The sequence below is a fragment of the Arthrobacter sp. ok362 genome, assembly GCF_900102785.1.
Taxonomy (GTDB): Bacteria; Actinomycetota; Actinomycetes; order Actinomycetales; family Micrococcaceae; genus Arthrobacter.
The window spans coordinates 32,054-44,566 of sequence record NZ_FNGC01000007.1; the positions used below are offsets into that span (position 1 = coordinate 32,054).

General features: G+C 67.2%; 10 protein-coding genes. 8 read left to right on the forward strand and 2 right to left on the reverse strand.

Going from position 1 to position 12,513, the window contains the following annotated elements; all coding sequences use genetic code 11:
* The first annotated feature begins 89 nt into the window (after nucleotides 1-89).
* The 5 genes from BLQ10_RS10545 (at nucleotide 90) to BLQ10_RS10565 (ending at nucleotide 5,139) form a co-directional block, all read left to right on the forward strand.
* Nucleotides 90-1,058 carry an ABC transporter ATP-binding protein gene (locus BLQ10_RS10545; RefSeq protein ID WP_091561611.1) on the forward strand — a complete coding sequence of 323 codons (969 nt, stop codon included), beginning with the start codon at nucleotides 90-92 and terminating at the stop codon, nucleotides 1,056-1,058.
* Nucleotides 1,055-1,867, forward strand: coding sequence for an ABC transporter permease (locus BLQ10_RS10550; RefSeq protein ID WP_254785506.1), 813 nt, complete (start codon nucleotides 1,055-1,057; stop codon nucleotides 1,865-1,867). Before BLQ10_RS10545 ends, BLQ10_RS10550 begins: the two co-directional genes overlap by 4 nt.
* A gap of 7 nt (nucleotides 1,868-1,874) precedes the next feature.
* Complete coding sequence (locus tag BLQ10_RS10555) at nucleotides 1,875-2,819, forward strand: COX15/CtaA family protein (RefSeq protein ID WP_091561614.1); 945 nt, start codon at nucleotides 1,875-1,877, stop codon at nucleotides 2,817-2,819.
* A gap of 269 nt (nucleotides 2,820-3,088) precedes the next feature.
* Nucleotides 3,089-3,613, forward strand: coding sequence for a hypothetical protein (locus BLQ10_RS10560; RefSeq protein WP_091561616.1), 525 nt, complete (start codon nucleotides 3,089-3,091; stop codon nucleotides 3,611-3,613).
* Between the two features lie 320 nt (nucleotides 3,614-3,933).
* Nucleotides 3,934-5,139 (forward strand): acyltransferase family protein, encoded by a 1,206-nt coding sequence (locus BLQ10_RS10565; RefSeq protein WP_254785507.1) that lies wholly within the window; start codon nucleotides 3,934-3,936, stop codon nucleotides 5,137-5,139.
* On the opposite strand, the gene BLQ10_RS10570 is transcribed toward BLQ10_RS10565, so the two are convergent.
* Complete coding sequence (locus BLQ10_RS10570; RefSeq protein WP_091561618.1) at nucleotides 5,136-6,101, reverse strand: threonine/serine dehydratase; 966 nt, start codon at nucleotides 6,099-6,101, stop codon at nucleotides 5,136-5,138. The genes BLQ10_RS10565 and BLQ10_RS10570 overlap by 4 nt on opposite strands.
* A gap of 13 nt (nucleotides 6,102-6,114) precedes the next feature.
* Nucleotides 6,115-7,077 carry a heme o synthase gene (locus BLQ10_RS10575; protein WP_091561620.1) on the reverse strand — a complete coding sequence of 321 codons (963 nt, stop codon included), beginning with the start codon at nucleotides 7,075-7,077 and terminating at the stop codon, nucleotides 6,115-6,117.
* A 497-nt stretch (nucleotides 7,078-7,574) separates the two neighbouring features.
* Between BLQ10_RS10575 and tkt the strand changes: the two genes are divergently transcribed.
* The 3 genes from tkt (at nucleotide 7,575) to BLQ10_RS10590 (ending at nucleotide 12,510) form a co-directional block, all read left to right on the forward strand.
* On the forward strand, nucleotides 7,575-9,692 hold the full coding sequence (gene tkt, locus BLQ10_RS10580; protein ID WP_091561621.1) for a transketolase: 2,118 nt from the start codon (nucleotides 7,575-7,577) through the stop codon (nucleotides 9,690-9,692).
* A 61-nt stretch (nucleotides 9,693-9,753) separates the two neighbouring features.
* A complete protein-coding gene (gene tal / locus BLQ10_RS10585; protein WP_091561624.1) occupies nucleotides 9,754-10,869 on the forward strand; it encodes a transaldolase in 1,116 nt (371 codons plus the stop codon).
* Nucleotides 10,870-10,875: 6 nt separating this feature from the next.
* Nucleotides 10,876-12,510, forward strand: coding sequence for a glucose-6-phosphate isomerase (locus BLQ10_RS10590; RefSeq protein WP_091561625.1), 1,635 nt, complete (start codon nucleotides 10,876-10,878; stop codon nucleotides 12,508-12,510).
* Nucleotides 12,511-12,513: the final 3 nt, after the last annotated feature.

Below are 12,513 nucleotides of genomic sequence, written 5' to 3' on the forward strand. Positions count from 1 at the left end.
ATTTACTCCCGTGTTCCAGTAAGGCATGGCTTGCCTGCGGATGCCGCCCCGCTGGGGAGGCGACGTACTACATCGCGTAGAATGTTTTGGTGCGATCTCCCGAATCCCCCGTTCTGACCATCAGCGGGCTTGTCAAGGATGTTGGTCCACTGCCCACCCTCGACGGCAAGATGCTGCGCGTGGTCAGCGGTCTTTCCCTCATTGCCGAACGCGGCCAGGTCACGGCCCTGCTTGGTGCCAACGGCGCCGGCAAAACCACCACCATCGAATGCGCCCAGGGGCTGCAAAAGCGCACCGCCGGCGCCATCAGCCTACTGGGCCAGGACCCGGATTCGGCGGGCGCGGGGCTCCGCGCCCGCGTGGGGGTCATGCTGCAGGACGGCGGACTGCCGCCGTCGGCCCGGCCCATCCCCTTGCTGCGGCACATCGCCGGCATGTACCAGGACCCGTGGCCGGTAGATGAGCTCATCGGACGCCTGGGGATCGACTCCTTCAGCCGCACCAATGTGCGGCGCCTCTCCGGCGGGCAGAAACAGCGCCTCGCCCTCGCCGCGGCGCTCGTCGGCAATCCGGAGGTTCTTTTCCTCGACGAGCCGAGCGCGGGCCTGGACCCGCAGTCCCGCCAAATGGTCTTCGATCTCATCTCCGAACTGCGGAACAGCGGCATGGGCATCGTCCTGACGACACACCTCATGGACGACGCGCAACGCCTCGCGGACTATGTCTACATCATCGACGCCGGCCGCAACGTCGCCGAGGGCACCGTCGCGCAGCTCCTGCGGCACCAGCTGCCCGCCGGCGACGCATCCGAGCACATCCGCACTTTGCTGTTCGAAACCGAACCCGGCCTGGACTTCACCGGCGTGCTGCCCGACGGCGTCGACGTCACCGAGGCGCGGGCCGGCAGTTACGCCGCGACCGGCGCCCTGAGCCCCGCGGACCTCGCCGCGATCACCGCATGGTGGGCCGCTCGCGGGATCATGCCCAGCTCCCTGAGCCTTGAAGCCCGCAGCCTCGAGGACGTCTTTTTGGACATCTCCGGAAGGGAGATCCGATGACCCGCGTAACAGGTGGCGCCCCTCTGGAGAGCGCACACCGCGGCAGCGCGCCCCGTACCGCACATGGCAGCGCCCCCGCTTCCTTGTTGCGCCGCATCCTGCTGCAGGGGCAGTACGAAACCATCACCATGCTCAGAAACGGCGAGCAGCTGATCCTCGCGATCGTGCTGCCGCTACTGGCCATGGTCGGCCTGACCGTGACGCCGCTACTGGACGGACTCGGTTCGAGCCGCATCAACGTCGCTGTGCCTGGCATCCTGGCCCTGTGCGCCATGTCCACCGCCTTCACGGGGCAGGGCATCTCCACCGGCTTCGACCGCCGCTACGGCGTCCTGCGCTTTCTTTCCACTACTCCCCTGGGCCGCACCGGACTGATTGCGGGGAAGGTCCTGGCCGTCCTGGCCGTGCTGTTCCTGCAGGTGCTCATCGTGACGGCGGTGGCCCTCATGCTGGGCTGGCAGCCCAACCCCGCCGGCTGGCTGCCCGGTCTGGCCATCCTGGTGCTCGGGGCAGCCGCTTTCACCGCACTCGGGCTGCTGGTCGCAGGGACGGTCCGGCCAGAGGCGACCCTGGCTATCACCAACCTGCTCTGGATCCTCCTCGGCGCGCTGGGCGGGATCGTCATCCCGGCCGAACGGCTCCCTGCACTGTCGCAGGCCGTCGTACACTTCCTCCCCTCCGGCGCGCTGGGCCAGGCGCTGAGGGATGCTTTCCTGTACGGCAGCGTCAATGGTGCTGCCGTGCTTGTCCTGCTGCTCTGGACGGCGATCGCCGGCGGCGCAGCAACCCGTTGGTTCAAGTGGAATTGAGAAAACTGTGAGCACGGCGTCACGAACTCCCCGGATCGTCTCCGGGTTCACCTCCCGGCTGCCCGTCCGCGTAGACAACAGGATCAAGCGGCTGGCGGTGTTGTCCCTGATCGGCCAGATCCTTCTGGTGGTGACCGGCGGCGCCGTGCGGCTGACCGCCTCGGGCCTCGGCTGCCCCACGTGGCCGCGCTGCACGGAAGCATCCCTGGCGACCACCCCGGAAATGGGGCTCCACGGAATCATTGAATTCGGCAACCGGCTCCTGACGTTCGCGCTGGCAGCCGTCGCTGTGATGATGCTCGTCTACCTGTGGAACCTGCGCAAGGAACGCCGGGACCTCTTCCTGCTGGCCCTCGGCCTGCTCGCGAGCATCCCGGCCCAGGCCGTCATCGGCGGCATCACGGTGCTGACCCAGCTGAACCCGTGGGTTGTGGGCCTGCACTTCCTCGTTTCCATGGCGCTCGTGGTCCTCGCGACCCTGTTGGTGAACCGGGCCTACGGCCGAACCGGCAAGGCCAGGACCGTGCAGCTTCCCGCCTTGCCGGGCGCCGCGCGCCCGGTGATGACCGCCGTCGCGCTTCTCTCCGCCGTGGCCGTCTGCCTCGGCGTGGTGGTGACCGGTGCCGGCCCGCACGCCGGCGACGCGAACGCCCCGCGCAACGATCTCGACTGGGACCTGTTCGCGCACATCCACGCAGTGCCCGCCTATCTGGTGACCGCCGGCGCGCTGTTCGCGTTGTTCCTTGTGGTCCGCGGGCGGATTCCGGGGCCGTTCCGCTCAGCGGTGTTCATGCTCCTGGGCGTCACAGTGTTGCAGGCCGTCATCGGCTTCACGCAGTACTACAACGGCATCCCGGCGCTGCTCGTCGGCGCGCACATGCTGGCGGCGGCCCTGCTGATGAGCGCGGCCACCAACGCCGCGGACCTCGCCCGCTCCAGCCCGGTGGATTAACCAGTCGAGGCGCCCCTCAACAAAGCAACGCGGGGTCATTTACCGCCCATCCGAAAATGTCGAAAGGAATGGGCCGTGAGTGGCCCCGCGTTTGCTGTCCGCGCGGCGGTCCGGGCGCTGCGGCAACGAACGTCAGTACCGCATCCACCGCTCGGGGGCTGGCCTTGACGGGATTTCCGGGTGGACTATGAGATGGCATGGACATGGATCGTCGCGGCGGTGGGCTCTTTTCGTTCGTCCCCGTGACGCTGACCGGAAGGCCTTCTCAAATGCAAGCCACAGAACCGACCGTGCCTCCTTCACCCTCAGCCACCCAACGCGCGGCGAGCCTCAAAGAACGCGTCTACATCATCTTCACGAGCCTGGCTGTGGTGTTGGCGCTTCGGAGTCACGCGGACGAGACCACGCCCGCAGCCGCGGCGGCCACCCTCAGCATCGTGGTGGTCGGCTCCCTGCTGGGGATTTTCGTCGCCGATCTCCTGAGCCACCTGACCGTTCATTCGAAGCTCCCCACCGGTGACGAACTGCACCATATGATCGCGGTCAGCGCGGACGGTCTCGGCGTTCTGGTGACTCCCCTGCTTCTGCTGGCGGCGGCCGGCTTTGGGCTCCTGACGACGGCGGTTGCTCTCGGGTGGGCAGTGGTAGTCCTCGTTGTCTCGTTGGCCGTCGTCGGGTTCCTCGCGATCCGGCGCCTCGAGATCCCGCTCCATCACAAGGCCGCCATCATGTTCGCCGAGGTTGTGCTGAGCCTTCTGGTGATCGGGCTCGAAGTGCTGGCCCACAACCTCTGATCGCACAGCAGAAGCCGCCGGCGGGCGGTGGAACACGCTTAGTTACTGCCCGGTCACTTGTCGGGTGGGTGGAACTTTGGGAATACTGGACCTTGTACCCCCCGGCCCTAAGGGCCTGGAATCGCAGCCGATCGCCGGGTACGCGGACGGTGGACGGGTCAGGTTGGCGGTCGGGGTCAGGTTTCGTCCGGCCCAGTCGGGGATACTTGAAGACGGCGCAGGACTGGCGCGGCAATCGCATTCATGGAAAGTAGGATGGCCCGGTTTTGCCTTGATGCAGCTGGAATCGGAACTGGCCAGATAGAGGCACCGGAGGATAAGTGGCGATACCAGTCGGCGAAAGGTCTGCAAAGGCGGCCCAACAAACGGCACCGCGCCCACGCCTGGACGGCCTGGACGTGCTTCGCGGTGCGGCCGTTGGCGCCGTGCTGCTGGGACATGCCTGGCCGGGCAAATTTGAAGGCGCCGGCATCGTTGGTGTCATTGCCTTCTTCGTGCTGAGCGGTTACTTGATCACAAATGTGCTGGTCCGGGACATCGAACGGCACAGAAAAATTCGGTACGGCCGTTTCTATGCGCACAGGGCCTTTCGGTTGATGCCGGCACTGATCTCCCTCTTGGGCGTGTACGCGATCGTCGAAATGGCCACCGACGTCCTCGGGGACCGGTCCAAGGGAATCGTGGGGTACACCGTCCTCGCCGGCCTTGGCTACCTCAAAGACCTGCCCCTGCCTTTCGACGTCAGCATGGCGATCGGACCGCTGTGGACGCTGGCGGTGGAAGAACAGTTCTACCTGATCTGGCCGGCGTTGCTCGTGCTCGCCCTCCGGCGCAACCGGCAGGGCCGGCTGATTGGCTGCTCTGCCGCCGTCGTCCTGTTTCTCATGTCGGCCAGCGTGCTGGCAATGGTGAACCTGGCCCCGCAACTCCACTCACTTGTCTACGCGCTGCCGACAACGTGGGGCCTGGGACTGATCGTCGGATCGGCCCTGCGGCTGTACAGGGTCCACGTGTTCAGCTGGTTCGCCGGCCGCCTCCTCAGGTGTGTGGCCTTGCTCAGTTCCGTCGCCGTCCTGGCGTCGCTGGTCTTCTTCCCCAAGGCCAACGAAACGCCGGTCTTCATCTTCATTGGCGGCCCGCTGGCTATGGCTGCCTCAGCCGTTTTGGTCGCCCTGGCCGCCTCCCGCGCCGCAGTGATGCCGAAATGGACGCGGCCGGTGCAGATGCTGGGCACCGTGTCGTACGCCGCGTACCTGTGGAACTACGTCGTCATTCTCTGGCTCAATGGCGGTTCGACGGCCGATCTGCCGCCGCTCGTGGCGGTGTCGGCCATCGCGTTGACCCTGCTCATCGCGGTCATCAGCTGGCACACTGTCGAAAGGTTGGGACGGATGGCGCGGGAACGCTTCGACCAGCGTTACTCCGACAGGGACCACCGGGACCAGCGGGATGCGCGCAAGGCCGGCAGCGCCGCCGTTTCCCGGCAGACTTCAACTGGGCCTGGCCGGGAGACATCCGCGGACTAGGCAGGTTCACCTGTGGTGCCGGCGTCGGGATGGTCCTCCAGCGTGCAAACATCTGTGTTCGCCCCGCAGACGATCACTGCCACGCGTTCCCCGTCGCCGGGCGTGTATGCCCCGGACGTGAGAGCAGCAAACGCCGCCGCCGCGCCGTATTCGGCGGGGATCCGGTAATCGCTCCACAACTTCGACCGGGCGGCGACGATGGCTGCATCGTCCACCAGCACGGAGGTCGGAGGGACGCGCGACGCGATGTCGAAGGCGATCTCGCCCACCCGCCGGGCACCGAGGGAATCCGCGGCGACTCCCGAAACGGCCACATCGACCGGGTGGCCGGCGGCCAGGGCCGCGTGCAGCGTGGGGATGTTGAAGGGTTCAACCGCGACGACGCGCGCCCGGCCCTCGGCCGCCGCGGCGACTCCTGCATACAGGCCTCCGCCGCCGACGGCGACCACAATCGTGTCGATGCTGGGCTCGTCCTGGAGGATCTCTTCGGCGACGGTGCCTGCGCCGGCTGCGATGTCGAGTTGGTCGTACGCATGGCAGAAGAGGGCGCCGGTTTCTTCCACGTAGTCCGTTGCGGCGGCGAAGGCTTCCGCGTACTCGGCGCCGACCTGGCGGACCGTTGCGTTGTACCCGAGAAGACGCTCGACCTTCACGCGCGGGGCGTTCTCCGGCACGAACACAGTCGCCGGAACGCCGAGTGCAGCGGCAGCAAAGGCGTTCGCCAGGCCTGCATTACCGCCCGACGCCGCCACCACGCCGACGCCGGGGTCGAGTTCCCCGCGCTCCCGGGCAGCGAGGAGCCGGTTGAAGGCGCCCCGGGCTTTGAAAACGCCGGTGTGCTGCAGGAACTCGCATTTGAACCAGAGAGGAGCCGCAGCGGTTCCTCCGCGGAGCAAAGGCGTGCGCCGCACGTAGCCGCTGATGCGGCTCTCTGCCTGAAGTACATCGCTGCGGTCGATCACTGGCTCCGAGGCCCTAGCCGCCCATGACGGCCGAACCGACAAACGGGTCGACGGCCAGGGCAATGAAGAGCAGGGTCAGGTAGCTGATGGAGCCGTGGAAGACCTTCATGGCCCCCTTGTTGGAGACGTCGCCAGCCTGGGCACGGTTGTACAGGGCGTGCGACTCGTACAGGAACCAGGCACCGGCCGCGACGGCGGTCACCGTGTAGACCCAGCCGGCGCCACCGGCGGGAATCATCAGCAGCGAACACGCCACCATGGCCCACGCGTAGAGGACCACCTGCACCGAGACCACCTTCGCACCGGCGATGGCGCCCAGCATGGGCACGTTGGCGTTGCGGTAGTCCTCGCCGTAGCGCATCGACAGCGGCCAGTAGTGCGGCGGAGTCCAGAGGAAGATCACCATGAACAGCACGACGGCGGGCCACCCGACGGTGTTGGTGACGGCGGCCCAGGCAATCAGGACCGGGAAGCACCCGGCGGCGCCGCCCCAGACAATGTTCTGGGCCGTGCGTCGTTTGAGGATCATGGTGTAGATAACCACGTAGAAGACGATGGCGCCCAGTCCCAGCCACGCGGAGAGCGGGTTGGCCCCGAACCAGAGGATGGCGATCGCCGCCGCGCCCAGCAGCCAGGAGAAGATGAGTGCTTCCCTGGGCGTGACCTCACCGGTGACCAGCGGCCGGTTCTCCGTCCGGTGCATGAGCTTGTCGATGTCGCGGTCGATGTAACAGTTGAAGGCGCCTGCGGAGCCTGCCGCGAATGCCCCTCCCACAAGCGTCGCCAGGATCAGGCCGATCGACGGGAAGCCCCGTTCGGCGTAGATCATGGTGGGCAGCGTGCTGACGAGCAGGAGCTCGATGACGCGGGGTTTCGTGAGCGCCAGATAGGCCCTGGCTTTGCGGCCGAAGCCCATTCTTCCCGAGGCCGGGGAGGCGTTCAGCGGCGTATTAGTTGTGCTCACGGTGGCAGTCACTCTGTTCTGTCTGGCTGTGCAGTTCTGTCTGGCTGGGCAGCCCCGGGTGGATTTCGCAACGCGCTTTGCTGCGGATCGGGCTCCGCGCTCGGCGCACGCCCGTGTCTTTGCCCCAGTCGAAGGCCACCACCCATCATACCGTGGTGCTCCGGGCAACAGGACCGCCGGGCAGCGCCCATGATTCCGGCGCGTTAACGCCTGCTCACCGGCGCAACCGCGGACGGTGATTCATATAAGCGAAATCCCGTCCAATTGGTGAGATATACGCTGACCACCAAGTGGAATGGGACTAGGCTGTCATTAGGTCAGCGCACACGGGCACGCCTACAGGCAATTGCCGGAACAGGCGGCTCTGCATCTGCGTCTGAATGATAGATCAACGTTTCGATGGTGAACGGCTGGTACGAACCGCAGCGGGCACCGAACTGTGCCCGGGCGGGAAAGAGAGCGTACCTCCGGCCGTCAGCACAGAGAGGGGCCCGGTTTTCGTGCCACATTTGGAAGAGCAAGAACTGTCATGGACTACCTTGGACCAGCGCGCCGTGGACACGGTCCGGGTGCTGGCCGCGGATGCGGTGGAGAAGGTCGGGAACGGCCACCCGGGGACGGCAATGAGTCTGGCTCCGGCCGCGTACTTGTTGTTCCAGAAGCTGATGCGCCATGACCCGGCGAACCCGGACTGGCTGGGCCGTGACCGGTTCGTCCTGTCCCCGGGTCACACGTCCCTGACCCTTTACATCCAGCTGTTCCTCTCCGGCTACGGGCTGGAACTGAAGGACCTGGAGGCGCTGCGGACCTGGGGCTCGTTGACCCCGGGCCACCCGGAATACAAGCACACCAAGGGTGTGGAGATCACCACCGGCCCGCTGGGCCAGGGCCTGGCGTCCGCGGTCGGCTTCGCGTATTCCCAGCGCCGGATGCGCGGTCTTTTCGATGCCGACGCTCCCGCCGGCACGAGCCCGTTCGACCACACCATCTGGGTGATCGCCTCCGACGGCGACCTGCAGGAAGGCGTGACCTCCGAGGCATCGTCACTCGCCGGACACCAGGAACTGGGAAACCTCGTGGTGATTTACGACGAGAACCACATCTCGATCGAGGACGACACCGATGTGGCGTTCACCGAAGACGTCCTGGCCCGCTACGAGGCCTACGGCTGGCACACCCAGCGCGTCGACTGGACCCGGACCGGCGAATACAAAGAGGACGTGGCCGAGCTGCACGCCGCGCTGCTCGCCGCGAAGACCGAAACCGGCAAGCCCTCCATCATCTCGCTGCGGACCATCATCGGGTACCCGGCGCCGAAGAAGCAGAACACCGGCAAGATCCACGGCTCGGCCCTGGGCGCGGAGGAAGTCGCGGCCCTGAAGAAGGTCCTGGGCTTCGACCCGGAACGCGCCTTCCAGGTCGACGAGGACGTCCTGGCACACGCCCGGGCCGTTCAGGACCGCGGCGCCGCTGCCCGCACCGACTGGCAGGCCTCGTTCGAGGCGTGGCAGGCGGCTAACCCCGAGGCCGCGGCCCTGCTGGAACGCGTCGAAGCCAAGAAGCTCCCGGGCGAGTTCGAGGCCGCCCTGCCGGTCTTCGAAGCGGGCAAGGACGTCTCTACCCGGGCCGCATCCGGGAAGGTCCTGAACGCGATCGGCCCGGTCATGCCCGAACTCTGGGGCGGCTCCGCGGACCTCGCGGAGTCGAACAACACCACGATCGAAGGCTCGCCGTCGTTCATCCCCACGTCCCGGTCCACCGCGGCGTGGAAGGGCAACCCCTACGGCCGGGTCCTGCACTTCGGCATCCGCGAGCACGCGGCCGCGTCGATCGTGAACGGCATTTCCCTGCACGGGCGGACCCGGGCGTTCTCCGGCACGTTCCTGATCTTCTCCGACTACCAGCGCCCCGCGATCCGGCTCGGCGCCCTCATGGGCGTGCCGTCGCTGTATGTCTGGACGCACGACTCGATCGGCCTGGGCGAGGACGGCCCCACGCACCAGCCCGTCGAGCAGCTCGCATCCCTGCGGGCCATCCCGGGCCTGGACGTCGTCCGCCCGGGAGATGCGAACGAGGTCGCCGCGGCGTGGAAGGCCATGCTGGAAAACCACGAAAACCCCGCCGGGATCGTCCTGACCCGGCAGAACATCCCCACCTGGGCCCGCGGCACGGGCCAGGCCGACGGCGACACCTTCGGCTCCACCGCCGGCGTCGAAAAGGGCGGCTACGTCCTGGCCGAGGCATCCAAGGACGGCGACACCGTCGAAGCCCAGGTCATCCTGATCGGCACCGGCTCCGAGGTCCAGCTGGCCGTCAACGCCCGCGAAGCCCTGCAGGCCGAGGGCATCCCCACCCGGGTGGTGTCGATGCCCTGCGTGGAGTGGTTCAACAAGCAGGACGCCGCCTACCGCGACGCCGTGCTGCCCCCGGCCGTGAAGGCACGCGTCTCGGTCGAGGCCGGACTGGCCCTGGGCTGGAAGGAATTCGTCGGCGACGCCGGCCGTTCCGTCTCCCTGGAGCACTTCGGCGCGTCCGCCGATTACAAGCGCCTCTTCCAGGAATTCGGCATTACGGCTGAAGCAGTCGCCGCCGCCGCCAAGGAATCCCTGGCCGGCCTCACAAACTGATCCAACACCGCGGTTCCGGGGGCCCTGTCCCCCGGAACCCATGATTTCCAGGAGTTATGACATGACTACCCCCACACAGCAGCTCTCCGACGCCGGCGTTTCGATCTGGCTCGATGACCTCTCCCGCGGCCGCCTGCAGACCGGCACCCTGCGCAAGCTCATCGAAGAGAAGAACGTCGTTGGCGTCACCACCAACCCGTCCATCTTCCACGCCGCCATCACCACCGGCCACGACTACGACGCCGTCATCGCCGCCCAGGCCGCCGCCGGCGCCACCGTTGAAGAGACCGTCTTCGAAATCACCACCACCGACGTGGCTGACGCCTGCGACCTGTTCGCCCCCGTCGCCGCAGCCACCAAGGGAGTCGACGGCCGTGTCTCCATCGAGGTTGACCCCCGTCTGGCCTGGGACACCGCCGGCACCATCGCCGAAGCGAAGCACCTGTACAAGAAGGTCAACAAGGACAACGTCCTGATCAAGATCCCGGCAACCCTCGAAGGCCTCGAGGCCATCACGGCCACCCTGGCCGAGGGCATCAGCGTCAACGTGACCCTGATCTTCTCCCTGGAACGCTACCGCGCCGTGATCAACGCCTTCCAGTCCGGCCTCGAGCAGGCCAAGGACAACGGACACGACCTGTCCAAGATCCACTCGGTCGCGTCCTTCTTCGTCTCCCGCGTCGATGCCGAAATCGACAAGCGCCTCAACGCCATCGGCACCGACGAAGCCAAGGCGCTGAAGGGCAAGGCCGGCCTGGCCAACGCCCGCCTGGCCTACCAGGTCTACGAAGAGCTCTTCTCCACCGAACGCTGGGCCCTCCTGGCCGAGGCCGGCGCCCTGCCGCAGCGCCCGCTCTGGGCCTCCACCGGCGTGAAGGACCCGGCCTACCCGGACACCCTCTACGTCACCGAACTCGTCGCCCCCGGCGTGGTGAACACCATGCCGGAGAAGACCCTCGACGCGACGTTCGACCACGGCACCGTCACGGGCGACACCGTCTCCCGCGGCTACGACGACGCCAACGCCACACTGAACTCCCTCGATGCGCTCGGGATCTCCTACAACGAAGTTGTCGCACTGCTCGAATCCGAAGGCCTGGACAAGTTCGTGGCCAGCTGGAAGGAACTGCTGGGTGACGTCGAAGGCGCCCTGGCCTCTGCACGGAAGGCTTCCTAACCCACCATGAGCACACTCAGCTACGACGCCACCGGCGCAGCCCGCCAGGCACATGAGCAGCACCTCCCGGCACTGCTGGAGGACCGCATTGCCACCCGTATCTTCGCGAAGGACCACACCCTGTGGGGCCCGGACGCAGAGCAGGAATCCGCTGTCCGGCTGGGCTGGGTCGAGGCGGCTACCGTCTCCCAGCCGGTGGTCAGCGACATCCTGGAACTCCGCGATGCGCTGAAGGCCGAGGGCGTTACGCGGATCGTCCTCTGCGGCATGGGCGGCTCCTCACTGGCGCCTGAAGTCATCGCGGGCACCGCTGGCGTCGAGCTGACTGTGCTTGACAGCACTGACCCCGAACAGGTCAGTGCCGCGTTGGCGGACCGGCTGACCGAAACGGCCATCGTCGTTTCGTCCAAGTCCGGATCCACCGTGGAAACCGATTCCCAGCGCCGGATCTTCGAGCAGGCGTTCACCGATGCCGGGATCGACGCGAAGAGCCGCATCATCATCGTCACCGACCCGGGTTCGCCGCTGGACAAGGCCTCCAGGGAAGCCGGCTACCGCGCCGTCTTCAACGCCGACCCCAACGTCGGCGGCCGTTTCTCAGCCCTGACCGCCTTCGGGCTGGTCCCCTGCGGGCTGGCCGGCGTGGACATCCAGGGCTTCCTGGTCGAAGCGGAAGAAGCAGCCGAGATCCTCAATGAGGACTCGGAGGACAACATCGGCCTCGCCCTCGGTACCGCCCTGGGCGGCACCAACCCGCTGCGCAACAAGATCGTCATCGCGGAGGACGGATCCGGGATCGTGGGCTTCGCCGACTGGGCCGAACAGCTCATCGCCGAATCCACCGGCAAGCTCGGCACCGGCGTGCTCCCGGTCGTGGCCGGTCCGGCCTCCCCGGAAGCCATCCTTGGCGCTCCCGATGTCCTCGTCGTCCGGCTCGTCGCGGCGGATGCCGACGTGCAGCTTGGCGAGAACGAGGTCGCCATTGCCGGTGGCCTGGCCACCCAGATGATGGTGTGGGAGTTCGCCACCGCCGTGGCCGGCCGGCTGCTGGGCATCAACCCGTTCGACCAGCCCGACGTCGAGGCAGCCAAGATCGCGGCCCGCGGCCTGCTGGACGCACAGCCCGAGCCGACGCCGGCGAACTTTACCGACGGCGCCATCGAGGTGCGCGGCGGGGAATGGCTCGGCGGCGCCGCCACCGCGGCAGAAGCCGTCAGCGCCCTCCTCGGCGAACTCGGCCCGGACAGCTACCTCAGCGTCCAGGCCTATTTCGACCGGCTCGCCTACGCGAACCTCGAGGGTGTCCGGGACGAGCTGGCAGCAGTCAGCGGGCGCCCGGTCACGTTCGGCTGGGGCCCGCGGTTCCTGCACTCCACCGGCCAGTTCCATAAGGGCGGCCCCGCGATCGGCGTCTTCCTGCAGGTCACCGCCGCTTCAGCCACGGACCTCGCCATCCCGGACCGGCCTTTTACGTTCGGCGAGCTGATCTCGGCGCAGGCCGCAGGCGACGCCCAGGTTCTGTCCGAGCACGGCCGCCCGGTCCTCCGACTGCACCTGACCGACCGCCCTGCGGGTGTGAAGCAGCTCCAGGAGCTCGTCACCTCCCTTGCCGGCCAGGCCGCATCCTCCACTGAAAGCTAAGGC